Annotated in this window: 24 protein-coding genes and 1 pseudogene; 14 read left to right on the top strand and 11 right to left on the bottom strand. The window is 58.9% G+C overall.

The window, feature by feature from the left end; translation table 11 throughout:
* Positions 1-30 precede the first annotated feature (30 nt).
* Positions 31-519, top strand: a complete 489-nt coding sequence (locus F8N43_RS13705) for an Lrp/AsnC ligand binding domain-containing protein (RefSeq protein WP_003177284.1) — start codon at positions 31-33, stop codon at positions 517-519.
* Between the two features lie 138 nt (positions 520-657).
* Here F8N43_RS13705 and F8N43_RS13700 read toward each other — a convergent pair whose 3' ends face one another.
* Entirely contained in the window at positions 658-1,011 is a 354-nt protein-coding gene (locus tag F8N43_RS13700; protein ID WP_007947437.1) for a YkgJ family cysteine cluster protein, read from the bottom strand.
* Positions 1,012-1,158: 147 nt separating this feature from the next.
* On the opposite strand from F8N43_RS13700, the gene F8N43_RS13695 reads away from it, so the two are divergent.
* Positions 1,159-2,451 carry an NAD(P)/FAD-dependent oxidoreductase gene (locus F8N43_RS13695; protein ID WP_150631355.1) on the top strand — a complete coding sequence of 431 codons (1,293 nt, stop codon included), beginning with the start codon at positions 1,159-1,161 and terminating at the stop codon, positions 2,449-2,451.
* A 129-nt stretch (positions 2,452-2,580) separates the two neighbouring features.
* Here the strand turns inward: F8N43_RS13695 and F8N43_RS13690 are convergent, their stop codons facing one another.
* The gene (locus F8N43_RS13690) at positions 2,581-2,826 is read right to left on the bottom strand and encodes a DUF1127 domain-containing protein (RefSeq protein WP_150631354.1); all 246 of its coding nucleotides are present in this window, start codon (positions 2,824-2,826) and stop codon (positions 2,581-2,583) included.
* Between the two features lie 179 nt (positions 2,827-3,005).
* Between F8N43_RS13690 and F8N43_RS13685 the strand changes: the two genes are divergently transcribed.
* Both F8N43_RS13685 and F8N43_RS13680 read left to right on the top strand, forming a co-directional pair.
* A complete protein-coding gene (locus tag F8N43_RS13685) occupies positions 3,006-4,439 on the top strand; it encodes a PLP-dependent aminotransferase family protein (RefSeq protein WP_150631353.1) in 1,434 nt (477 codons plus the stop codon).
* 60 nt (positions 4,440-4,499) lie between these two features.
* Positions 4,500-6,068 carry a phospholipase D family protein gene (locus F8N43_RS13680; RefSeq protein WP_150653918.1) on the top strand — a complete coding sequence of 523 codons (1,569 nt, stop codon included), beginning with the start codon at positions 4,500-4,502 and terminating at the stop codon, positions 6,066-6,068.
* 109 nt (positions 6,069-6,177) lie between these two features.
* Here F8N43_RS13680 and F8N43_RS13670 read toward each other — a convergent pair whose 3' ends face one another.
* Both F8N43_RS13670 and F8N43_RS13660 read right to left on the bottom strand, forming a co-directional pair.
* Positions 6,178-7,323, bottom strand: a complete 1,146-nt coding sequence (locus F8N43_RS13670) for an MFS transporter (protein WP_150653917.1) — start codon at positions 7,321-7,323, stop codon at positions 6,178-6,180.
* A 185-nt stretch (positions 7,324-7,508) separates the two neighbouring features.
* Positions 7,509-9,002, bottom strand: coding sequence for an aldehyde dehydrogenase (locus F8N43_RS13660; RefSeq protein WP_150638143.1), 1,494 nt, complete (start codon positions 9,000-9,002; stop codon positions 7,509-7,511).
* Between the two features lie 237 nt (positions 9,003-9,239).
* Here F8N43_RS13660 and F8N43_RS13655 point away from each other — a divergent pair, with 237 nt between their 5' ends.
* Positions 9,240-9,602 (top strand): cupin domain-containing protein, encoded by a 363-nt coding sequence (locus tag F8N43_RS13655; RefSeq protein ID WP_150631348.1) that lies wholly within the window; start codon positions 9,240-9,242, stop codon positions 9,600-9,602.
* A gap of 175 nt (positions 9,603-9,777) precedes the next feature.
* On the opposite strand, the gene rpmG is transcribed toward F8N43_RS13655, so the two are convergent.
* Together rpmG and rpmB are read right to left on the bottom strand one after the other, a co-directional pair.
* Complete coding sequence (gene rpmG, locus F8N43_RS13650) at positions 9,778-9,933, bottom strand: 50S ribosomal protein L33 (RefSeq protein ID WP_007894709.1); 156 nt, start codon at positions 9,931-9,933, stop codon at positions 9,778-9,780.
* Between the two features lie 11 nt (positions 9,934-9,944).
* Positions 9,945-10,178: a 50S ribosomal protein L28 gene (gene rpmB / locus F8N43_RS13645; RefSeq protein WP_007894701.1), complete on the bottom strand. Its 234-nt coding sequence runs from the start codon at positions 10,176-10,178 to the stop codon at positions 9,945-9,947.
* A gap of 446 nt (positions 10,179-10,624) precedes the next feature.
* Between rpmB and F8N43_RS13640 the strand changes: the two genes are divergently transcribed.
* Positions 10,625-12,211, top strand: coding sequence for an ABC transporter substrate-binding protein (locus tag F8N43_RS13640; protein ID WP_150631347.1), 1,587 nt, complete (start codon positions 10,625-10,627; stop codon positions 12,209-12,211).
* A 135-nt stretch (positions 12,212-12,346) separates the two neighbouring features.
* On the opposite strand, the gene radC is transcribed toward F8N43_RS13640, so the two are convergent.
* The gene (gene radC, locus F8N43_RS13630; protein WP_150631346.1) at positions 12,347-13,021 is read right to left on the bottom strand and encodes a RadC family protein; all 675 of its coding nucleotides are present in this window, start codon (positions 13,019-13,021) and stop codon (positions 12,347-12,349) included.
* A 135-nt stretch (positions 13,022-13,156) separates the two neighbouring features.
* On the opposite strand from radC, the gene coaBC reads away from it, so the two are divergent.
* The 5 genes and pseudogenes from coaBC (at position 13,157) to F8N43_RS13600 (ending at position 17,921) form a co-directional block, all read left to right on the top strand.
* A complete protein-coding gene (gene coaBC, locus F8N43_RS13625) occupies positions 13,157-14,365 on the top strand; it encodes a bifunctional phosphopantothenoylcysteine decarboxylase/phosphopantothenate--cysteine ligase CoaBC (RefSeq protein ID WP_150631431.1) in 1,209 nt (402 codons plus the stop codon).
* A gap of 5 nt (positions 14,366-14,370) precedes the next feature.
* Positions 14,371-14,826: a dUTP diphosphatase gene (dut, locus tag F8N43_RS13620; protein WP_150638145.1), complete on the top strand. Its 456-nt coding sequence runs from the start codon at positions 14,371-14,373 to the stop codon at positions 14,824-14,826.
* 312 nt (positions 14,827-15,138) lie between these two features.
* A pseudogene (locus F8N43_RS13610) lies at positions 15,139-16,542 on the top strand (phosphomannomutase/phosphoglucomutase); the annotation flags it as partial.
* 25 nt (positions 16,543-16,567) lie between these two features.
* A complete protein-coding gene (gene argB / locus F8N43_RS13605; RefSeq protein WP_008007602.1) occupies positions 16,568-17,473 on the top strand; it encodes an acetylglutamate kinase in 906 nt (301 codons plus the stop codon).
* A 190-nt stretch (positions 17,474-17,663) separates the two neighbouring features.
* Positions 17,664-17,921 (top strand): hypothetical protein, encoded by a 258-nt coding sequence (locus F8N43_RS13600; RefSeq protein ID WP_150631344.1) that lies wholly within the window; start codon positions 17,664-17,666, stop codon positions 17,919-17,921.
* Positions 17,922-18,010: 89 nt separating this feature from the next.
* Here the strand turns inward: F8N43_RS13600 and pyrE are convergent, their stop codons facing one another.
* Positions 18,011-18,655, bottom strand: coding sequence for an orotate phosphoribosyltransferase (gene pyrE / locus F8N43_RS13595; protein WP_150638147.1), 645 nt, complete (start codon positions 18,653-18,655; stop codon positions 18,011-18,013).
* 82 nt (positions 18,656-18,737) lie between these two features.
* On the opposite strand from pyrE, the gene F8N43_RS13590 reads away from it, so the two are divergent.
* Positions 18,738-19,517: an exodeoxyribonuclease III gene (locus tag F8N43_RS13590; RefSeq protein WP_008030595.1), complete on the top strand. Its 780-nt coding sequence runs from the start codon at positions 18,738-18,740 to the stop codon at positions 19,515-19,517.
* Between the two features lie 80 nt (positions 19,518-19,597).
* Here the strand turns inward: F8N43_RS13590 and gltS are convergent, their stop codons facing one another.
* From gltS to rph, 3 genes are all read right to left on the bottom strand, one after another.
* Entirely contained in the window at positions 19,598-20,803 is a 1,206-nt protein-coding gene (gltS, locus tag F8N43_RS13585) for a sodium/glutamate symporter (protein ID WP_150638148.1), read from the bottom strand.
* Between the two features lie 466 nt (positions 20,804-21,269).
* Entirely contained in the window at positions 21,270-21,638 is a 369-nt protein-coding gene (locus tag F8N43_RS13580; protein ID WP_017341486.1) for a DUF4870 domain-containing protein, read from the bottom strand.
* Positions 21,639-21,667: 29 nt separating this feature from the next.
* Positions 21,668-22,390, bottom strand: a complete 723-nt coding sequence (gene rph / locus F8N43_RS13575) for a ribonuclease PH (RefSeq protein WP_084317764.1) — start codon at positions 22,388-22,390, stop codon at positions 21,668-21,670.
* Between the two features lie 281 nt (positions 22,391-22,671).
* On the opposite strand from rph, the gene F8N43_RS13570 reads away from it, so the two are divergent.
* On the top strand, positions 22,672-23,535 hold the full coding sequence (locus F8N43_RS13570) for a YicC/YloC family endoribonuclease (RefSeq protein WP_150631341.1): 864 nt from the start codon (positions 22,672-22,674) through the stop codon (positions 23,533-23,535).
* 12 nt (positions 23,536-23,547) lie between these two features.
* Positions 23,548-24,168, top strand: a complete 621-nt coding sequence (gmk, locus tag F8N43_RS13565) for a guanylate kinase (RefSeq protein ID WP_150631340.1) — start codon at positions 23,548-23,550, stop codon at positions 24,166-24,168.
* Positions 24,169-24,297 lie beyond the last annotated feature (129 nt).

Here is a 24,297-nt window from a genome sequence, read left to right as displayed (position 1 = left end):
AAAAACGCTTTTCACGGAGGCGCATCCCCTATGCGTACCAACACTCAGACCAAACGTGAGCTGGACAAGATCGACCGCAACATCCTGCGGATCCTGCAAGCGGACGGGCGTATCTCATTCACCGAGCTCGGGGAAAAGGTCGGGCTCTCGACCACGCCCTGCACCGAGCGGGTCCGGCGCCTGGAGCGCGAAGGGATCATCATGGGTTACAACGCCCGGCTCAACCCGCAGCACCTCAAGGGTAGTCTGCTGGTGTTCGTCGAGATCAGCCTCGACTACAAATCCGGCGATACTTTCGAAGAGTTCCGACGCGCGGTGCTGAAACTGCCCCATGTGCTGGAATGCCATTTGGTGTCAGGGGATTTCGACTACCTGGTAAAGGCGCGGATTTCCGAGATGGCCTCGTACCGCAAGCTGCTGGGCGACATTCTGCTCAAGCTGCCGCATGTGCGGGAATCCAAGAGCTATATCGTGATGGAAGAGGTGAAGGAGAGTTTGAGTTTGCCGATCCCGGATTGAGATTTGCGGTACCTGTTCGGCCCCATCGCTAGCAGGCTAGCTCCCACAGTTCATCTTCAGCGGACACAAGTTTGGTGTGCGACACGGACCCATTGTGGGAGCTAGCCTGCTAGCGATTACAGGCGACTCGGTCTTCCCTCAGACGAGGACCTGCCGGGTCGACGCCATGTACTCATGAATCTGCTTCTCCACCCGAGGATGAATCAACTCCACCGGCCCCCGCCCATTCGGGCAAGGCAGCGTCTTGGTCGTACCAAACAACCGACAAATCAGCGGCCGCTCGTCATACACCGTGCAGCCGTTTGGCCCAAGGTGCACACAGTTGAGTTCATCCATCGCCGCATCCTGCTCGGCGCGGGTCTTGCGCGGCAGGCGGGACATTTCTTCGGGCGAAGTGGTCACCGGTCCACAGCAGTCATGGCAGCCGGGCACGCACTCGAATGAGGGAATCTGCTGGCGAAGCGTGCGAATTTTCTGACTGTTGCAGCTCATCGAAACGGTGACCCAAAGCGGAATAGAGCGGGATTCTGACGCAAAAGTGTCGATCCAGACAGCTACAACCGACCAGTGTTGCCCGCGCCGGAAGGTCCGGCTTATGCTCCGTCAAATTTTCTAAACACAAAAATCAGGATGACGCGCATGAATGCCCGTGCTCAGCACACTGCCTCGTATTACGCCGCCAGCAGCCTGCCGCAGCCCGATCATCCGGTGTTGCAAGGCGAACTGATGGCCGACGTGTGCGTGGTCGGCGGCGGGTTTTCCGGGCTGAACACCGCCCTTGAGCTGGCAGAACGCGGCCTCAGCGTGGTGCTACTCGAAGCGCACAAGATTGGCTGGGGCGCCAGCGGCCGCAACGGCGGGCAGCTGATTCGTGGCGTCGGCCATGGGCTCGATCAATTCACCCACGTGATCGGCGCGGACGGTGTGCGTCAGATGAAACTCATGGGCCTGGAAGCGGTGGAAATCGTCCGACAGCGGGTCGAGCGTTTTCAGATCCCTTGCGACCTGACGTGGGGGTACTGCGATCTCGCCAACAAACCCCGCGACCTGGAAGGCTTCGCCGAAGACGCCGAAGAACTGCGCAGCCTCGGCTACCGCTACGAAACCCGTTTGCTGCAAGCCCATGAAATGCACTCGGTGGTGGGTTCCGACCGCTACGTTGGCGGCTTGATCGACATGGGCTCAGGGCATCTGCACCCTCTCAACCTGGCCTTGGGCGAAGCGGCTGCCGCGCAGGAATTGGGCGCGCAGTTGTTCGAACAATCGGCGGTAACCCGCATCGATTACGGCCCTGAGGTCAAAGTTCACACAGCCCGCGGGTCGGTGCGCGCGAAGTCGCTCGTGCTGGGATGCAACGCCTACCTCAACCAGCTCAACCCCGAACTCAGCGGCAAGGTGTTGCCCGCCGGCAGCTACATCATCGCCACCGAACCCTTGAGCGAAGAACAGGCGCACAAACTGCTGCCACAGAACATGGCGGTGTGTGATCAGCGGGTGGCGCTGGATTACTACCGGCTCTCGGCGGATCGTCGCTTGCTGTTCGGCGGTGCCTGCCATTATTCAGGTCGCGACCCCAAGGATATCGCCGCGTACATGCGGCCGAAGATGCTGGAGGTTTTCCCGCAACTGGGCGGGGTAAAAATCGATTATCAATGGGGCGGGATGATCGGTATCGGCGCCAACCGCCTGCCGCAGATCGGCCGGCTCAAAGATCAACCGAACGTGTATTACGCCCAGGCTTACTCAGGTCACGGGGTGAATGCCACCCACCTGGCGGGCAAGCTGCTGGCCGAGGCGATCAGTGGCCAGCAGGGTGGCGGGTTCGATCTATTTGCGAAGGTGCAGCACATCACCTTCCCCGGCGGGAAGCATTTGCGCTCGCCGTTGTTGGCGTTGGGGATGTTGTGGCATCGGATGAAGGAATTGATCTAAAGGTTACTCATGTTCTTTCGGCCCTCATCGCGATCAAGCCCGCTCTCACAGCGGTCGCGGGTGCTCACAAAAACTATGCTCACCGCAAACCCTGTGGCAGCGGGCTTGCCCGCAAAGACACCGCAAATCTCAAATCCGCCAGAAAGGCTTCAACCCCTCCTCCCTGGCCTGCTCAAGACTCAACCCGACATCCTTCAACTGCTCAGGCGTCAGCTCCAGCAACGCCTTGCGCGTGTGCAGACGATGCCAGAACAGACCCCAACGACTCAGGCTGGACGGCGCGTTGCGCATGATCACTTCCCGCGCACCGTTGATTTGCCCTGCCGCCAGTTCCTGACTGCGTAACGTCAGCCGCACATCGCTCAAGCCGTTCATTTTGATTGCTCCTGTTTACTTGGGTAGCCAGAGCTTTCATGATGCGTGGACGGCGAAAAGCATTACAGATTCAACTTGGAAGTATTAACTCCATACAGATTTCGCGTTTTAACCTCTGAATCACAATTTTTTGCCTGATCTGTACTGGTTAACCGAATCATCCACATCGAGACTGCGCCATGACCCTTTACGTCAACCTCGCCGAATTGCTGGGCACGCGGATCGAACAGGGCTTCTATCGCCCCGGTGACCGGCTGCCGTCGGTGCGGGCGTTGAGCGTCGAACACGGGGTCAGCCTGAGCACGGTGCAGCAGGCCTATCGGGTGCTGGAAGACAGCGGCCTGGCGATGCCGAAACCCAAGTCCGGCTATTTCGTCCCGGTGAGTCGCGACCTGCCGGAGTTGCCAGCGATTGGCCGGCCGGCCCAACGGCCGGTAGATATCTCGCAGTGGGATCAGGTGCTGGAACTGATACGTGCGGTGCCACGCAAGGATGTGGTGCAACTGGGTCGCGGCATGCCGGACATCACCACGCCGACCATGAAACCGTTGCTGCGCAACCTCGCGCGTATCAGCCGACGGCAGGACATGCCCGGTCTGTATTACGACAACATCCACGGCACCCTCGAACTGCGTGAGCAAATCGCCCGCCTGATGCTCGATTCCGGGTGCCAGTTGACCGCCAACGACCTGGTGATCACCACCGGCTGCCACGAAGCGCTGTCCACCAGCATTCGCTCCATCTGCGAGCCGGGTGACATCGTCGCCGTGGATTCGCCAAGCTTTCACGGCGCCATGCAGACACTCAAGGGTCTGAACATGAAGGCCCTGGAAATCCCCACCGACCCACTGACCGGGATCAGCCTCGATGCGCTGGAACTGGCCTTGGAACAATGGCCGATCAAGGCCATACAGTTGACCCCAAACTGCAACAACCCGCTGGGCTACATCATGCCGGAGTCGCGTAAACGCGCGTTGTTGACGCTCGCCCAGCGTTTCGACGTGGCGATCATCGAAGACGATGTGTATGGCGAACTGGCCTACAACTACCCGCGACCGCGCACGATCAAATCCTTCGACGAAGACGGCCGCGTCCTGCTCTGCAGTTCGTTCTCCAAAACGCTGGCGCCCGGCCTGCGTATCGGTTGGGTTGCACCGGGCCGCTATCTGGAACGGGTGCTGCACATGAAGTACATCAGCACCGGCAGTACCGCGCCGCAACCGCAGATTGCCATCGCCGAATTCCTCAAGGCCGGTCATTTCGAGCCTCATTTGCGGCGGGTGCGCACACAATATCAACGCAATCGCGACATGATGATTGATTGGGTCACCCGCTATTTCCCCGCTGGCACTCGCGCCAGTCGCCCGCAAGGCAGTTTCATGCTCTGGGTCGAACTGCCCGATGGCTTCGACACCCTGAAACTGAACCGTGCCTTGCACGACCAAGGCGTACAGATTGCCGTCGGCAGCATCTTTTCTGCCTCGGGCAAATACCGTAACTGTCTGCGAATGAACTACGCTGCCAAACCAACGGCACAGATCGAAGAGGCGGTGCGCAAGGTCGGCGCCGCGGCAATCAAACTGCTGGCGGAAAATGACACCTTCACTGACTGACTTTTAACGGGATTTCAGCGTCCATATGCCGACACCCGCCGCCAATCGGAACGATCCCACGTGAGAGTCAGACAGCCCCTGCTCGCTCTTCTGCTACTCGCCTCGTTCCTGGGCGGTTGCGCCAGCTTCGACGTTCAACGCGAACCGAGCCAGGCGTTGCCCGCCAGCGACTCGGCATTCGGTCGATCAATCCAGGCCCAGGCCGCGCCCCACGAGGGCAAGTCCGGTTTTCGCCTGCTGTCAAATAGCGGCGAAGCCTTCATGGCCCGTGCCGAGTTGATCCGCAACGCCCAAAGCAGCCTCGACTTGCAGTATTACATCGTCCACGACGGCATCAGCACGCGCATGCTGGTGGAGGAACTGCTCAAGGCCGCCGACCGTGGCGTGCGCGTGAGAATCCTGCTCGACGACACCACCAGCGACGGCCTCGACTGGATCATCGCCACCCTGGCGGCGCACCCGAAAATTCAGATCCGCCTGTTCAACCCGCTGCACCTGGGCCGGGCCACAGGCGTGACTCGCACCATGGGCCGGCTGTTGAACCTGTCGCTGCAACACCGGCGCATGCACAACAAATTGTGGCTGGCGGACAACAGCGCAGCCATTGTCGGCGGCCGTAATCTGGGGGACGAATATTTCGATGCCGAGCCCAACCTGAACTTCACCGACATCGACATGCTGGGCGTCGGCCCGGTCGCCGAGCAGCTTGGCCACAGCTTCGACCAGTACTGGAACAGTGCGCTGAGCAAGCCGATCGATGAATTCCTGTCGAGCAAACCGACGCAAAAGGACCTGCAAAATACCCGCACGCGCCTGGAAGAGTCATTGGAAGAGACGCGCAAGCAGAATCACGCGCTGTATCAGCAGCTGATGACTTACACCACCAACCCGCGCATGGACATCTGGCGCCGGGAGCTGATCTGGGCCTGGAACCAGGCGTTGTGGGACGCACCGAGCAAGGTCTTGTCGGATGGCGAGCCTGACCCGCACTTGCTGCTGACCACGCAGTTGGCGCCTGAGCTGACCGGGGTCAGCAAAGAATTGATCATGATCTCGGCTTACTTTGTACCTGGCCAGCCAGGGCTGGTTTACCTCACTGGCCGCGCCGATGCCGGGGTCTCTGTCAGCCTGCTGACCAACTCGCTGGAAGCCACCGACGTCCCCGCGGTGCACGGCGGTTACGCGCCCTATCGCCGGGCACTGCTGGAACATGGCGTGAAGTTGTACGAATTGCGTCGCCAGCCCGGCGAAGGCGGCGGCAGCGGGCCGCATCTTTTCTACAGCAAGTCGTTCCGGGGCTCCGATTCCAGCCTGCACAGCAAAGCGATGATCTTCGACCAGCAGAAATCCTTCATCGGCTCGTTCAACTTCGACCCGCGCTCAGTGCTGTGGAACACCGAAGTCGGGGTGCTGGTGGACAGCCCCGAACTCGCCGCGCATGTGCGCAAAGCGGCCATGGAGGGTATGGCCCCGCCCGTGAGCTATCAGGTGAAACTGGAAAATGACCGGATCGTCTGGGTGACCGAGGATGACGGCAAACTGCACACGCTGACCAAGGAACCGGGCAGCTGGTGGCGCCAGTTCAATGCATGGATGAGTACTGCTATCGGCCTGGAGCGAATGCTCTGACAGACAACAACCCCCTGTGGGAGCGAGCCTGCTCGCGAAGGCGTCGTGCCAGCCACCACAGATGCTGAATGACACACCGCTATCGCGAGCAGGCTCGCTCCCACAGGTTTTAGGCAGGCTCGGCAACCGTGCCGAACGCACCTTGGCGCATCAACAGAATCACCAAACCAAACGCCCCTGCCGCCATCAGCAACGGCAACGCATGCCCGCTGATCCACTGGCTTCCCGCGCCGGCGGCCAGCGGTCCGACCAGACAACCGATCCCCCACAGTTGCGCAATATGCGCATTGGCCCGCACCAGCGCATCGTCGCGGTAACGTTCGCCGATGAGGATCAGTGACAAGGTGAACAAGCCCCCCGCACTGGCGCCGAACAGCACCCATAACGGCCAGATCAGCAACGTGTCGATCAGCAACGGAATCGCCAGACTCGACAGCATCAGCACCACAGCACAACCGGTAAACAGCGTACGTCGCGACAAACGATCCGCCAGCGCGCCAATCGGCAGTTGCAGCAAGGCATCACCGACTACCACCGTACTGACCATCGCCAACGCGATTTCCGTGGTAAAGCCCTGGCGCAAGCAATAGACCGGCAGCAAGGTCAGGATCATTGCCTCGAACGCCGCGAACAGCGCCACGCCCCAGGCAATCGCCGGCAAACCTCGGCAGAAGCCCCACAAGTCGCTGAAGGTCACGCTGCAGGCTTCACTGGTCGGTGCACCGCTGCGGCCGAGCAACAGGAACGGTGCCGCCGTGAGCAAGCCGACGCCGACCCAGAATCCATAATCGTGATCTGTGCCCAAAACGCCCAGCAGCAAAGGCCCGGCCAACTGACTCAGCGCATAGCTGCTGCCATACAGCGCCACCAGACGTCCGCGCCATTGCTCGACCACCAACTGGTTGATCCAGCTTTCACCGAGGATGAAGACGAGCGTCAGGATGACCCCAATCATCAGCCGCAGCACCAGCCACACCGGATAGCTCGGCAACAGGGCCAGCAAACCGATGGATACCGCACCGGCCCACAGGCACAAACGCATCAGATTGGCCGTGCCGAGTCGCGCCGCCAGATGGCTGGAGATTTTCGCCCCCAGCAGCACGCCAATCGCCGGCATCGCGGCCATTACACCGATGGCAAACGAGCCATAACCCCAGCCTTCCAGGCGAAAAGACACCAGCGGCATACTGACGCCCAAGGCCAGACCGACACTCAAGACAGACGCCAACACGGCGAAATAAGTCGCCCAACGCATGTTCCACGCTCCTGTGGATATCTTTATGTACAACACAAAACACTGTGGGAGCGAGCCTGCTCGCGATGACGAAGCAACATTCAACATTTTCGTCGACTGTTACACCGCTATCGCGAGCAAGCTCGCTCCCACAAGGGATCTGCGTCGTTCGGGAGGCCTGTTACTTATAGGCCTCCCTTAACGGCTTACAACTTGATCCAGGTCGCCTTCAGCTCGGTGTACTTGTCGAACGCGTGCAGCGATTTGTCACGGCCGTTGCCCGACTGCTTGAAGCCGCCGAACGGTGCGGTCATGTCGCCGCCATCGTACTGATTCACCCACACGCTACCGGCACGCAGCGCACGGGCCGTCAGGTGAGCTTTCGAGATGTCCTTGGTCCACACCGCGGCGGCCAAGCCGTAAGGCGTGTCGTTGGCAATCGCGACGGCTTCTTCGGCGGTATCGAAAGCAATGACCGACAGGACCGGGCCAAAGATTTCTTCCTGAGCGATTTTCATCGCGTTGCTGACACCATCGAAAATCGTCGGCTCAACGTAAGTGCCACCGGTTTCCTGCAGCGTGCGCTTGCCGCCAGCGACCAGTTTGGCGCCATCGGCGTGACCGGATTCGATGTAGGACAGCACGGTATTCATCTGCTGGGTGTCCACCAGCGCGCCGACGTTGGTCGCCGGGTCCAGCGGGTTGCCTGGCTTCCAGGTTTTAAGGGCTTCGATCACCAGCGGCAGGAATGTGTCCTTGATCGAACGTTCGACCAGCAGACGCGAACCGGCGGTGCAGACTTCGCCCTGGTTGAAGGCGATAGCGCCGGCTGCTGCTTCAGCGGCAGCTTGCAGGTCTGGCGCGTCGGCGAACACGATGTTCGGGCTCTTGCCGCCGGCTTCGAGCCAGACGCGCTTCATGTTCGATTCGCCGGAGTAGATCAGCAGTTGCTTGGCGATCTTGGTCGAACCGGTGAACACCAGGGTGTCGACATCGTTGTGCAGGGCCAGGGCCTTGCCGACGGTGTGACCGTAGCCCGGCAGCACGTTCAGCACGCCTTTCGGGATGCCGGCTTCAACGGCCAGCGCAGCGATACGGATGGCGGTCAGCGGCGATTTTTCCGACGGCTTGAGGATCACCGAGTTACCGGTGGACAGCGCCGGGCCGAGTTTCCAGCAGGCCATCATCAGCGGGAAGTTCCACGGCACGATCGCGCCGACGACGCCCACCGGCTCGCGGGTCACCAGACCCAGTTGATCGTGCGGGGTCGCGGCGACTTCGTCGTAGATTTTGTCGATGGCTTCGCCGCTCCAGCTCAGGGCTTGCGCCGCGCCAGGAACGTCGATGTACAGGGAATCGCTGATTGGCTTGCCCATGTCGAGGGTTTCAAGCAGGGCCAGCTCTTCGGCGTGCTGTTTCAGCAAACCGGCGAAACGGATCATGGTGGCTTTGCGTTTGGTCGGCGCCAGGCGCGACCAGACGCCGGAATTGAACGTAGCGCGAGCGTTTTCAACAGCGCGCTGGGCGTCGGCGGCGTCACAGCTGGCAATCTTGCCCAGCAGACGGCCATCGACCGGGCTGATGCACTCGAAGGTCTCGCTGGAGACGGTATCGGTGTATTCGCCATTGATGTAGGCACGGCCTTCGATCTTCAGATCGCGAGCCCGTTGTTCCCAATCGGCACGAGTCAGGGTGGTCATTCGAGTGTCCTCCTCTTATTGAATACGAGCGCCCCGCGTTCTTCGCGGACGTTCCCAGGAATTCTGCCCGGCCAGCCTGCATTTCGGCTCAAGGCAACCGCCACCCTAAACCAGTGGCCGGGGTTGTTTCAATATATTTGACATAAGGTCGGTAAACAGCCTTGCGGTGTTCATTTTAATAAACATAGACTTTGGGCTTTCCAGCCACTCGCGCCGCAATCACGGGGGATAACAACAATGAGCATCCAGAACATCGTCGACTTCAGCCAGGCCACCACCGAGCCCGAGCGTTACAGACCAGACCAGGCGAAAATCTTGAAAGGCGACCCCGAGCAGGTGGTTTACAACCACTACAACAGCCCGTGCGGTCAGTTGAATGCGGGCGTATGGGAAGGCGCGGTTGGCCAGTGGCTGGTGAACTTCACCGAACATGAATACTGCGAAATCGTTCAGGGTGTTTCAGTGCTGCGCGACAACGATGGCAACAGCAAGACTGTGCGCGCGGGTGATCGCTTTGTGATCCCGGCGGGGTTCAGAGGCACTTGGGAGGTGCTGGAGACTTGCCGCAAGATCTATGTGGCGTTTGAACAGAAGGCCTGAGGATTTGTGCTGTCGGGGCCGGCCTCATCGCGGGCAAGCCCGCTCCCACAGGGATCTGTGTCGATCACAAAACCTGCTCGCGATGAGGCCCTGACAGGCGCTGCATAACCCAACAGGCAACAAAAAAGGCCCGTATCTCGCGATACGGGCCTTTTTCGTAAGAGGGAAAAATCAATTACTTGATTTTGCCTTCTTTGTAGATCACGTGCTTACGAACAACCGGATCAAATTTCTTGATCTCGATTTTGTCCGGAGTAGTGCGCTTGTTCTTGTCGGTAGTGTAGAAGTGACCAGTACCGGCGCTCGAGATCAAACGAATCAATTCACGCATGATTATCTCCCTTAGATCTTGCCAGCTTTGCGGATTTCGGCCAGCACGACAGTGATGCCACGCTTGTCGATGATACGCATGCCTTTGGCAGATACGCGCAGACGCACGAAACGTTTCTCTTCTTCAACCCAGAAGCGGTGATGCTGCAGGTTCGGCAGGAAACGACGACGGGTTTTGTTGTTTGCGTGGGAAATGTTATTCCCAGTCACCGGACCCTTACCGGTAACTTGACATACTCTCGACATGCCTCAGCCCTCTAAAACCACATGCCCAACCCGGCATGGGTTGGCCGCTTAATCTCTCAGTCATTTGGCGCCAGGCGCCGCGTTTCTTTAGAGGTCTTACCGGCTACACCTACAGTGAAGGAACCGGGCCCCTAGAAAAGAGCGCTGCTTTATACCAGAAAGACTGGGGTGCAACAACATTCCGTGCGCACAGACTTGATAAAAACCCCATTTTTCAGGCTGCGAGCGCCTTGGATAAAGGCTATCGTCGATAAAGACCGCTCGTCGCAGAACATCGGCCAACCGGCCAATCCGGAGGTTTCCTCAAGCAGCACGCTTCGAAAACAATCGCACATACTCCCCTTAAAATGAAAAAGGGGATAGTCATTTGCAAAAGAGCCCACTAGGGTAAGCCTTTTCCAGACTGCACTTGCAGATGGGCCTTCGATCTGTAAAGGAATCCGACCATGCGCCTCGCTGCCCTACCGCTGTTGCTCGCCCCGCTTCTACTGAGCCCGCTGGCCCATGCTGCCGCCCTGAGCGTCTGCACCGAGGCCAGCCCGGAAGGGTTCGACGTGGTGCAATACAACTCGCTGACCACCACCAACGCCTCGGCCGACGTGTTGATGAACCGTCTGGTGGACTTCGACACCGCCAGCGGCAAAGTGGTCGCCGGCCTCGCGGACAGCTGGGAAGTCACGCCTGACGGGCTGACTTACGTGTTCAAGCTGCACCCGCAAGTGAAATTCCACCGCACCGAATATTTCAGCCCGACGCGCGACCTGACCGCCGAAGACGTGAAATTCAGCTTTGACCGCATGCTCGACCCGGCAAATCCTTGGCACAAAGTGGCACAAAGCGGCTTCCCGCACGCGCAATCGATGCAATTGCCGGCATTGATCAAGAAGATCGACGCGCTGGACCCGCTGACCGTGCGTTTCACCCTCGATCATCCGGACTCGACGTTCCTGCCGACCCTGAGCATGGGCTTCGCTTCGATCTACTCCGCCGAATACGCCGACAAACTGCTGAAGGCCGGCACGCCGGAGAAGCTCAACAGCCAGCCAATCGGCAGCGGGCCCTTCGTGTTCACACGTTTCCAGAAAGACGCTTCGATTCGCTACAAGGCCAACCCGGATTACTTCCGTGGCAAGCCTGCAGTGGACCCGCTGATCTTCGCCATCACCCCGGACGCCAACGTGCGGCTGCAGAAACTGCGCCGCAACGAGTGCCAGATTGCCCTGTCGCCGAAGCCGCTGGACGTACAAGCCGCGCTGAAAGAGCCGACGCTGAAGATCGAAAAGACCGACGCGTTCATGACCGCGTTCGTCGCCATCAACAGCCAGCATCCACCGCTGGACAAGCCTGAAGTACGGCAAGCGATCAACCTCGCATTCGACAAGGCCAGCTACGTCAAAGCCGTGTTCGAAGACACCGCCGAGCCTGCCAACGGCCCGTACCCGCCGAACACCTGGAGTTTCGCCAAAGGCTTGCCGGGCTACACGTACGACGTGGAAAAGGCCAAGGCACTGATGGCTAAAGCCGGGCTAAAGGACGGTTTCCAGACCACCATCTGGACCCGTCCGTCCGGCAGCCTGCTCAACCCGAATCCAAGTCTCGGCGCACAGATGCTGCAATCGGATCTCGCAGAGATCGGCATTCAGGCCGAAATTCGCGTGATCGAATGGGGCGAAGTGATCCGTCGCGCCAAGGCCGGTGAACACGATCTGCTGTTCATGGGTTGGGCCGGCGACAACGGTGACCCGGACAACTTCCTCACACCGCAGTTTTCCTGTGCGGCGGTCAAGTCCGGCACCAACTTCGCTCGCTACTGCAATCAGGATCTGGACAAGCTGATCAGTGCCGGCAAGACCACTTCCGAGCAAGGGGTTCGCACCAAGCTTTATGAACAGGCTCAGGCGCAGATCCAGCAGCAGGCGCTGTGGTTGCCGCTGGCGCATCCGACGGCTTTTGCGCTGATGCGCAAGGAAGTCGAGGGTTATTCGGTGAGCCCGTTTGGCCGTCAGGATTACTCCAAGGTCAACCTCAAGTAGTCGCTACAACACTAAACCTGTGGGAGCGGGCTTGCCCGCGATGAGGCAGGCAGATCCAACATAGGTGCCGACTGTGCCGACGCCATCGCGGGCAAGCCCGCTCCCACCGGGTTTTCGGTTAACTGAAAGCCCTTCCTACATCCACCCATATTCAGCCATCGACAGCGGATCTCCGTCGCCGATGATGAAATGGTCAAGCACCCGCACATCGATCAGGTCCAGCGCCTCTTGCAGGCGCTTGGTCAGTTTTCGGTCGGCCTGACTGGGATTTGTGTTGCCCGATGGGTGGTTGTGACACAGGATCAGAGCCGCAGCATTGTGGGCCAATGCACGCTTGACCACTTGTCTCGGATAGACGCTGGTGCTGTCGATGGATCCACGGAAAAGCACTTCGAACGTCAGCACTTGATGCCTGGAGTCCAGAAACAAGCAGCCAAAAACTTCGTGCGGCTCGTGACGCAGCATCGATTTCAGGTAATCACGAACCACCTGCGGGTTTTCCAGCGCCGACTTCTGCCGCACACGTTCGGCCAAGTGCCGTCGGCCCATTTCCTGTGCCGCTTGCAGCTGAGCGAATTTCGCCGGCCCAAGCCCCAATTGCTTGCTGAACGCTATCTGATCGGCTTCAAGCAGCGAGCGCAGACTTCCAAATTGAGTCAACAGATGTCGCGCCAGGTCTACCGCGCTTTTGCCGGCCACGCCGGTCCGTAAAAAAATTGCCAGCAGCTCAGCGTCCGAAAGGCTCGCCGAGCCCAACTCCAGCAACCTCTCCCGCGGCCGCTCCGCCGCCGGCCAATCGCGAATACTCATAGCACCTCCCTGTCTGTGGGCGCCGCTGTTCCATAGCGGTCGCTGTGATATCGTAGCCCATCTTTTTTGCGGGCGATTTCACTCCTGGGGAGGGGGTATCGCCACGCAGTCATCAACGAAATGAAAGGCAGACCTATGCAGCGGCTGTATCGGAAACGCATCGTTCTGGGCGTCGGCGGCGGCATTGCTGCCTACAAGAGCGCCGACCTGGTTCGCCGCCTGATCGACCAAGGCGCCGAAGTGCGCGTGGTCATGACCCGTGGCGGCGCCGAGTTCATTACTCCGCTGACCATGCAGGCCTTGTCCGGCCACCCGGTTCATCTGGACCTGCTGGACCCGGCGGCTGAAGCCGCGATGGGCCATATCGAGCTCGCCAAGTGGGCCGACATGGTGCTGATCGCCCCCGCCACTGCAGACCTGATCGCCCGTCTGGCCCAAGGCATTGCCGACGACCTGCTGACCACGCTGGTGCTGGCCACCGACGCCGTGGTTGCCGTTGCCCCGGCAATGAATCAGGCCATGTGGCGCGATCCGGCGACCCAGGCCAACCTGCAAACCCTCGAAAGCCGCGGCATCAAAGCCTTTGGCCCGGCGTCCGGTAGCCAGGCCTGCGGGGACGTCGGCCTCGGCCGCATGCTCGAAGCCGTCGAATTGGCCCAGTGCGCGGCGGACTGCTTCCAGCGTCAGGCGCTGACCGGCAAACACGTGCTGATCACCGCCGGCCCGACCCAGGAAAATATCGACCCGGTGCGCTACATCACCAACCACAGCTCCGGAAAAATGGGCTTTGCCCTGGCCGAAGCCGCGGTGGAGGCCGGCGCCCGCGTGACCCTGATCACCGGCCCGGTGCACCTGCCAACCCCGGATCGCGTCACGCGCATCGACGTCGTCAGCGCCCGCGATATGCTGGCCGCCTGCGAAGCCGCGATCCCTTGCGACCTGTTTATCGCCTCGGCAGCGGTCGCGGACTACCGCCCCGAGGTCGTCGCCCCACAGAAACTCAAGAAAGACCCTACGAACGGCGACGGCTTGTTGCTACAAATGGTGCGCAATCCAGACATCCTGGCCACCATCGCCACACGCCCCGATCGTCCGTTCAGTGTCGGTTTTGCCGCCGAAACCGAACACCTGCTCGACTACGCTGCGCGCAAGTTGAAAGACAAAAACCTCGATTTGATCGTCGCCAACGACGTCGCCAACCCGAGCATTGGCTTCAACAGCGAAGAAAACGCCTGCAGCGTGATCGACCGCGAGCTACACGCCACACTTTTCGCCCAGACCAGCAAGAGCAAGATTGCTCGCCAGCTGATCACTTTTATCGCCGAACGTCTGAACCAGGTTTAATCTACATGCACGCTTTGCAAGCCAAGATCCTCGACCCTCGCATCGGTACCGAATTCCCGCTGCCGCAGTACGCCACCCCAGGCTCCGCCGGCCTCGACCTGCGCGCCATGCTGGAAAAAGACACCGTGATCAAGCCGGGTGAAACCGTGCTGATTCCGACCGGTCTGTCCGTTTACATTGGCGATCCAGGTCTGGCCGCGCTGATTCTGCCGCGCTCCGGCCTGGGCCATAAGCACGGCATCGTGCTGGGCAACCTGGTTGGTTTGATCGACTCTGATTACCAGGGTCCACTGTTGGTTTCGTGCTGGAACCGTGGCCAGACCGATTTCAACATGGTGGTGGGTGAGCGTTTGGCCCAGCTGGTTCTGGTGCCGGTCGTTCAAGCGCACTTCGAAATGGTTGAAGAATTCGTTGAAACCGAACGCGGCGCCGGTGGTTTTGGCCATTCGGGCAGCCACTGATCGAAAAGCAGGCGACCTGGTGGCGAGGGAGCTTGTTTCCGGTTGAGTGCGCAGCACTCATAATGGAGCCGCTACGCCCGAGCGCGGACCGGCCCCCGGGAGCAAGCTCCCTCGGCACAAATTGCACGAATGTCATCTGCAAGGTTTAACACTGGAAATCAAGGCATTGGCCGCCCAGATGCTCAGTGAAACCGGTGTCATGGCCTTTTCGCACCACGAACTCTCTGCGGAAAACGCCGTCATACCCTTCAGTTTGAGCCGGCCGACGAGTTCTTCGCGGACAGGTCCAGCCACTTTCGAGATGGAGCATTCCCACAGATGAGCACCCCAGCCCAAGTCGCACCCAAGTTCCCCGACAGCATTTTCCGCGCCTACGACATTCGCGGCACCGTCCCGGAATTCCTGAACGCTGAAACCGCTTACTGGCTTGGTCGCGCTATCGGCGCCCAGAGCCTGGCCCAGAGCGAGCCGAACGTTTCCGTTGGCCGTGACGGCCGCCTGTCCGGCCCGGAACTGGTCGAGCAACTGATCAAAGGCCTGGCCGACGCCGGTTGCCATGTCAGTGACGTGGGCCTGGTGCCAACGCCGGCGCTTTACTACGCCGCCAACGTACTGGCCGGCAAATCGGGAGTGATGCTCACCGGTAGCCACAACCCGTCGAACTACAACGGTTTCAAGATCGTCATCGCTGGCGATACCTTGGCCAACGAACAAATCCAGGCCCTGCACGAGCGCCTCAAGACTAACAACCTGAGCAGCGGCAAGGGCAGCATCACCAAAGTCGAAATCCTCGACCGCTACCACACTGAAATCGTCGAGGACATCAAACTGGCTCGCCGCCTCAAAGTCGTGGTCGACTGCGGTAACGGCGCGGCTGGCGTGATCGCCCCACAACTGATCGAAGCACTGAACTGCGAAGTCATCCCGCTGTTCTGCGACGTCGACGGCAACTTTCCGAACCACCACCCGGACCCGGGCAAGCCTGAAAACCTTGTCGACCTGATCGCCAAGGTCAAGGAAACCAACGCCGACATCGGCCTGGCCTTCGACGGCGACGGCGACCGCGTAGGCGTTGTGACCAACACCGGCAGCATCGTTTACCCGGACCGCCTGTTGATGCTGTTCGCCCGTGACGTGGTGGCGCGCAACCCGGACGCGGAAATCATCTTCGACGTCAAATGCACCCGCCGCCTGACGCCGCTGATCAAGGAATACGGTGGTCGTCCGCTAATGTGGAAGACCGGTCACTCGTTGATCAAAAAGAAAATGAAACAAACCGGCGCGCTGTTGGCCGGCGAAATGAGCGGGCATATCTTCTTCAAGGAACGCTGGTTCGGTTTCGACGATGGCATTTACAGCGCCGCACGGCTGCTGGAAATCCTCAGCAAGGAAAAATCCACCGCGGAAGAGCTGTTTGCAACCTTCCCGAACGATATTTCTACGCCGGAAATCAATATCCATGTGACCGAAGAGAGCAAATTCAGCATCATTGATGCATTGCACGACGCGAAGTGGGGCGAAGGCGCCGACCTGACCACCATCGACGGCGTGCGAGTCGACTACGCCAAAGGCTGGGGCCTGGTGCGCGCGTCCAACACCACGCCGGTGCTGGTGCTGCGCTTCGAGGCCGATGACGAGGCTGAATTGCAGCGCATCAAGGACGTTTTCAAAGTCCAGTTGAAGCGTGTTGCACCTGATCTCCAATTACCGTTTTGATCTTCTGATTCACCCGGAGCCCTGAATGACCCTCGAACGCGAAGCCGCCGCCAACACCGCCAAGGTCCTGTCCGAAGCGCTGCCTTACATTCGCCGCTATGTCGGCAAGACGCTGGTGATCAAATACGGCGGCAACGCGATGGAAAGCGAGGAGCTGAAAACCGGCTTCGCCCGCGACATCGTGCTAATGAAAGCCGTCGGTATCAACCCGGTGGTGGTTCACGGCGGCGGCCCGCAAATCGGCGACCTGCTCAAGCGTCTGTCGATCGAGAGTCACTTCATTGATGGCATGCGCGTGACTGACGCGCAAACCATGGACGTGGTGGAAATGGTCCTCGGCGGCCAGGTCAACAAGGACATCGTCAACCTGATCAACCGTCATGGCGGCAGCGCCATCGGCCTGACCGGTAAAGACGCCGAGCTGATTCGTGCGAAGAAACTCACCGTGACCCGCCAGACGCCGGAGATGACCCAACCGGAAATCATCGACATCGGCCAGGTGGGCGAAGTGGTCGGGATCAACACCGATTTGCTGAACCTGCTGGTCAAGGGTGACTTCATTCCGGTGATCGCGCCGATTGGCGTGGGTGCCAACGGCGAGTCGTACAACATCAACGCTGACTTGGTGGCCGGTAAGGTCGCCGAAGCGCTGAAGGCTGAAAAGCTGATGCTGCTGACCAACATTGCTGGCCTGATGGACAAGTCGGGCACGGTCCTGACAGGTCTGACGACTCAGCAAGTGGACGATCTGATCGCCGACGGCACCATCTACGGCGGCATGTTGCCGAAGATCCGTTGTGCACTGGAAGCGGTTCAGGGCGGCGTGGGCAGCTCGTTGATCATCGATGGTCGGGTGCCGAATGCGATTCTGCTGGAGATCTTCACCGATACGGGTGTGGGTACGCTGATCAGCAATCGCAAGCGTCACTGATTTAAAAACGTTAAAAGATCGCAGCTTTTGGCAGCGCCTTCGGATGTAAGAATATTCCGTAGGCTCTGAAGAAATCTGCGATCTTTTTTATGGGCATAGGAAATGCCTGACCTGACTCAGCGAAACGTCTGACATCGCGCAAGAATCAATCTGCATAGGATCTTCCCTGTATCCAGAGGAGGACTCCCTAATGAAAAAAGATTACGTTCCTTACGGCAGCGATGTTTCCGCAGGCACTTACGAGTGTGTCGACTGCGGCCACCAATATTCGAATCAGGCCAAAACGTCGATGCCGCCGTGTCCTCAGTTTCGTAAAACCGTGCATTCGCTCTATGGCTGGAAAATTCTGACCGGCCAAGGCGACGCGGTGAAAGATCCCTACCCGGAGAAATCGGAAAAACCTGGAATCAAAAGCGCCGAGGTCATCAAACCCGCGAGCAAAAAATAACCTCGCGGGCGCCCCGATCCAGAAAAAAACCCCGATCAGCCTGACTGAGCGGGGTTTTTTTTCGCCTGCGATCCCTGAGGGCGCTGCGGTTATACGCCGAATTGGGCGCGGTAGGCTTCTACGGCTGGCAGGTGCTGCTTGAGCTGCGGATCGTCCGCCAGGAATTCGAGCACCTGATTCAGCGAAACAATGCTGATCACTGGAATACCGAAGTCACGCTCCACTTCCTGAATAGCTGACAGCTCGCCGTTGCCACGCTCCTGGCGATTCAGGGCGATCAGCACGCCCGCTGCCTTGGCGCCGTCCTGGGAAGCGATAATCTGCATCACTTCGCGAATCGCGGTGCCAGCGGTGATCACGTCATCGATGATCAGCACGTCGCCGGTCAATGGCGCGCCAACCAGGCTGCCGCCTTCACCGTGCGCCTTGGCCTCTTTTCGGTTGAAGCACCATGGCAAATCACGGTTGTGATGTTCAGCCAGGGCCACCGCAGTGGTCGCCGCCAACGGAATGCCTTTGTACGCCGGGCCAAACAATACATCGAACGAAATACCGCTTTCGACGATGGCTGCCGCGTAGAAACGACCCAGCTGCGCCAGGGCCGAACCGGAGTTGAAAAGCCCCGCATTGAAGAAGTAAGGACTGGTGCGCCCGGACTTCAGGGTGAACTCACCGAAGCGCAAAACGCCGCGATCGATGGCAAAACGAATGAAATCGCGCTGATACGCTTGCATGAAAAAAACCCCAAATACCACGGATTTAGCTAATTAGGTTGACGCCGTGTATCATACACGCACGCGATTTTTGGGGCCATTTATGCGGATCATCAGTGTGAACGTCAATGGTATTCAGGCTGCAGTGGAGCGAGGTTTGCTCAGTTGGCTGCAAGCACAGAATGCCGACGTCATCTGCCTGCAGGACACCCGCGCCTCCGCCTTTGAACTGGACGATCCAGCCTTCCAACTGGATGGCTACTTCCTTTATGCCTGCGAAGCAGAAGTTCCCGCCCAGGGTGGCGTGGCTTTGTATTCGCGGTTGCAACCGAAGGCAGTCATCAGCGGTCTCGGGTTCGAGACAGCCGACCGCTACGGGCGCTACCTGCAAGCCGATTTCGACAAGGTCAGCATCGCGACCTTACTGCTCCCTTCGGGGCAGAACGGCGATGAAGACTTGAACCAGAAGTTCAAGCTAATGGACGACTTCGCCCGTTATCTGGATAAACAGCGGCGCAAACGTCGCGAGTACATTTACTGTGGCTCGCTGTACGTGGCGCAACAGAAGCTGGATATCAAGAACTGGCGCGACAGCCAGCAATCCCCGGGCTTCCTGGCACCTGAGCGTGCCTGGATGGACGAGATTGTCGGCAACATGGGTTATGTCGATGCCCTGCGTGAAGTCAGCCGTGAAGGCGATCAGTACAGCTGGTGGCCGGATAACGAACAGGCTGAGATGCTCAACCTGGGCTGGCGCTTCGATTACCAGATACTGACCCCGGGCCTGCGCCGTTTTGTACGCAGTGCGCGCCTGCCACGTCAGCCACGGTTCTCGCAGCATGCTCCGCTGATCGTGGACTACGACTGGACACTGACCATTTAATTTGGTCTGGTCGGTAGAAAAAAATGCCCGTATCGCAAGATACGGGCATTTTTTATGGATATTCAGCAGTGATCAGAACTTCAAGCAGCGGCAAAAAACGGCAGCGTGAGGTACAACTTGATCACGACGACATTAATGATGTCGATGAAGAAAGCGCCCACCATCGGCACCACCAGAAATGCTATTTGCGAAGGCCCGTAACGCTGTGTCACAGCCTGCATGTTGGCAATGGCTGTTGGCGTTGCACCTAATCCAAAACCACAATGCCCCGCCGCCAGTACTGCCGCATCATAGTTACTGCCCATGACTCTGAACGTCACGAAAATCGCATACAGCGCCATGACCAACGCTTGAGCAGCCAGGATGATGAAGATCGGCAACGCCAGTGCAGCCAGATCCCACAGTTTGAGTGACATCAGAGCGATTGCCAGAAACAGCGACAGGCTGACATTACCCAGCACGGAGACCTCACGCTCAAACACCTGATACAGGCCCAATGCGGAAAGCCCATTGCGTAAAACCACGCCCATGAACAAGACGCAAACGAACGTCGGCAACTCAAACGCTGTTCCTTGAAGCTGGCCATTCAAGAGGGAGCCAGCCATCAGGCTGACGGCGATCAAGGCGAGTGTCTCGATAAACGAAAAAGGTGTGATCGAACGCTCTTTGTTTGGCTGCTCAAAACCCTTCGGCAACCGCGGCTTGTCTTGCTCGAGGCAGGGTGCCTGGACGCGCTTGATCAGCAAACGAGCGACCGGACCACCAATCAAACCACCCAGTACCAAGCCGAACGTCGCAGAGGCCATCGCAAGTTCAGAGGCGGAAGCCAGACCGTACTTCTCACTGAACGTGGCGCCCCATGCAGCGCCTGTCCCGTGACCACCTGCCAGTGTAATCGAGCCCGTCAACAAGCCCATCAACGGATCAAGCCCCAAGGCCGTCGCGAGTCCGATGCCCATGGCATTCTGGACCACCAGCAGGCCGATGACCGCCAGTAGAAACACCCCCACAACGCGACCGCCTTTCTTCAGGCTGGCGAAGTCCGCACTCAATCCAATTGTGGCAAAAAACGCCAGCATCAAGGGCGTCTGCAGTGAAGTATCAAAGCGCACTTCAATATCAAGGCCCCGTAACGCCAAGAGCAGCAAGGCGACCACAAGACCTCCGGCTACGGGCTCAGGGATATTGTAGGCACGTAAAAAACCAACACGTGTAACAAGCCCGCGCCCGAGCAACAGCACTAAAGAGGCGGCCACAAGTGTTCCGTAAAAGTCGAGCTGAATCATCGGCATTATTCTTTTATATATTCAGGGGCGAACTTTTTACCTGGACACGCCACTTGAACAGGTTGATCTCTCAACGCTGGCTAGTATTTGATTCAAGGACCGTCAATGGTCAGAATATATCGAAATATTTCTTGATAAATATTACTTGGCACAACTTTATCAACCACCAAGTCCCATTGCCAAGCTCATACACCGCGCTGAGACCGTGCAGTTGTGACTAGAAGTGTAGGAAAGAGATTTGTACAAGTGAGAATCTGGACAGTGGCTTAAGCTTTCGGCCATTTAGCTTTCAGATCGAGGGAAAGTTCTAACTTTAAAAAAGAAAAGTCCTACAAGAAAGGGTAATTAAATTACAATTTCGGCGCACTGCGCGTTGCACACAGCCCGATGACTATCGATATTTTTATGCACACTGAAATCTAAATATGGGAGCGGGCTTGCTCCCACAAGAGTTACGCGCTGCTCGCTACTTGATCAGCCGCCAAGTGAACGGATACCTGTAAGGGACTCCTTCATTGGCCTTAACACCAGCAATGATCGTTAACACCAAGGCGCCAATCGCCACTAGCCCAAACAGGAAGAACCCGATGATCACCACCATCAGCAGGAAGCAGATGGCGGAGGCAATGGCGACGGTGATCTGAAAGTTCAGCGCCTCCTTGCCCTGCGCATCGACAAACGGGTCCATCTCGCGCTTCATCTGCCAGAGAATCAGCGGGCCGATCAGCGTACCGAACGGAATCCAGATCCCCAGCAAGGCGGACAGGTGACAAAACATCGCCCACTGCCGAACTTCTTTGCTCGGGGTGGGAAGCAGCTCTTGCTCGTCACTCATAACGTCCTCCTTGCCTGGAATGGTTCCGGTCAGTCAGCCAGTGCAGCCTTTTGCAATTCGAAGATTTCGCTCATGCCTTTCTTCGCCAGTTCAAGCATAGCGGTCAACTCTTCAGGCTGGAACGGTGCGCCTTCGGCTGTGCCCTGCACTTCGATGAAGCCGCCAGTGCTGGTCATCACCACGTTCAGGTCAGTCTCGGCAGCCGAGTCTTCCAGGTAGTCGAGATCGAGCACAGGTTCACCCTGGTACATGCCGACCGAAACGGCCGCGATCATTTGCTTGAGCGGGTCGCCGCCTTTCAGGCCGCCGCGCTTCTTGATCACTTTCAAGGCATCGACCAGTGCAACCATGGCGCCGGTGATCGATGCGGTGCGGGTGCCGCCGTCAGCCTGGATCACGTCGCAGTCGACGTACAGGGTGACGTCGCCCAGCTTGGACATGTCCAGCGATGCGCGCAGGGAACGACCGATCAGACGCTGAATTTCCAGGGTCCGGCCGCCTTGCTTGCCGCGACTCGCTTCACGCTGGTTACGCTCGCCGGTGGCGCGCGGCAGCATGCCGTATTCGGCGGTCAACCAACCCTGGCCCTGGCCTTTGAGGAAACGCGGCACGCCGTTTTCGACGCTGACGGTGCAGATGACTTTGGTATCACCGAACTCGACCAGTACGGATCCCTCGGCGTGTTTGGTGTAGTTGCGGGTAATGCGGATCGAGCGGAGCTGATCGGCAGCGCGACCACTTGGACGTTTCATAGGGAATACCTGTACGGAGGACGGAAAACTGCCGAGCATTATAGAGCCGCGCGCCGAGCCTGGGCACTTCTAAAAAATTCGCCCGACGATTGAAGGCTCTGGCTTGAGCTTAGAACAGCGCTTAACCGACGGCCTGCTGCCCTTTGTCACACCGTGTGTTTGGGCGCATCCGCCCCACTGCGCTACAATCCTGCGCCTTTGCTGCCTGTCGGCTTTCATTCACAGATAGCGGGTCCGCGAAACCTTTGGTAACGCACGGACCTGCATTGCGAGGTACCTCCATGGTGCACAGCATGACCGCGTTCGCCCGCGTTGAAAAAGCCGGCGCCCAAGGCACCCTGAGCTGGGAATTGCGCTCGGTCAACAGCCGCTACCTGGAACCGCACTTGCGTCTGCCCGAGTCGTTTCGCGACCTCGAAGGCGCGGTCCGCGAAGCGCTGCGTCAGGGCATCTCCCGAGGCAAACTCGAATGCACCCTGCGCTTCACCGAAGAAAACGCTGACAAACCCCTGCAAGTGGATCGCGAGCGCGCCGCGCAATTGGTTGCAGCCGCCGAAACCATCGCCAGTCTGATCAAGAATCCAGCTGCGCTGAACCCACTGGAAGTGTTGGCCTGGCCCGGTGTTCTGGTCGGCGACGCCAGCGACCCGCAAGCCTTGAATGCCGAAGCGCTGGCACTGTTCAACGAAGGCCTGAAAGAACTCAAGGCCGGCCGCGAGCGCGAAGGCGCGGAGCTGGCACGGTTGATCAACGATCGCCTGACGTCCATTGAAGAAGACGTGGTGACCCTGCGAGAACTGGTCCCGCAGATGCTCGCCACCCAGCGCCAGAAAGTCCTCGACCGCTTCGCCGACATGAAAGCCGAGATGGACCCGCAGCGCCTGGAGCAGGAAATGGTCATGCTCGCCCAAAAGAGCGACGTCGCCGAAGAACTGGATCGCCTGAGCACTCACATCATCGAAGTTCGTCGGGTGCTCAAATCCGGCGGCGCTGCCGGCCGGCGCCTCGACTTCCTGATGCAGGAACTCAACCGCGAAGCCAACACACTGGGCTCCAAAGCCTTCGACCCGCGCAGCACCCAGGCGGCGGTCAACCTCAAAGTGTTGATCGAGCAGATGCGCGAACAAGTGCAGAATATTGAGTAAGGCAAACCCGACATGACCCACAGCACCGGCACCCTGTACATCATTTCCGCCCCTTCAGGCGCGGGCAAGAGCAGCCTGGTCAAGGCCCTGACCGACACTGATTCGGAGATCCGTGTCTCGGTCTCCCACACCACCCGTGCCATGCGCCCCGGTGAAGTGAACGGCGTGAACTATCACTTCGTCTCGCGTGAAGCGTTTGTGAAGATGGGCGAACATGGTGATTTCCTGGAGCGTGCCGAAGTGTTCGGCAATCTCTACGGCACGTCGCAAAGCCATCTGCAACAGACCCTGGATGCAGGCCACGACCTGATCCTGGAAATTGACTGGCAGGGCGCCGAGCAAGTGCGCAAGTTGATGCCGCAAGCCCGCTCGATCTTCATTCTGCCGCCGTCCCTGCAGGCCTTGCACCAGCGCCTGACCAATCGCGGCCAGGACAGCGACGAAATCATTGACGGGCGCATGCGTGAAGCCGTCAGCGAGATGAGCCACTACGTCGACTACGACTACCTGATCATCAACGACGATTTCGCCCATGCACTGCGCGATTTGCAGGCGATTTTCCGCGCCAATCAGCTGCACCAGAAGCGCCAGCAACAGCGTCACGGCAAACTTTTGGCTGAATTGCTCGGCTAAACAGCTCTTCCCAAAACCGCTGCAAGGGCTTTACATTGGCACTTGCAGCGCTTTGAAGGGCTTGGTCAAAAAATCAGCGCTTCCCTAATCGCTGGTGATTTTTTAAACTGTTGAGTCCGCTCGCCCAAC

It is taken from the genome of Pseudomonas fluorescens (assembly GCF_902498065.1).
GTDB classification, from domain to species: domain Bacteria; phylum Pseudomonadota; class Gammaproteobacteria; order Pseudomonadales; family Pseudomonadaceae; genus Aquipseudomonas; species Aquipseudomonas fluorescens_BJ.
Note: the sequence above shows the minus strand (reverse complement) of the source record. Positions and strands in the feature narration are given on the sequence as shown.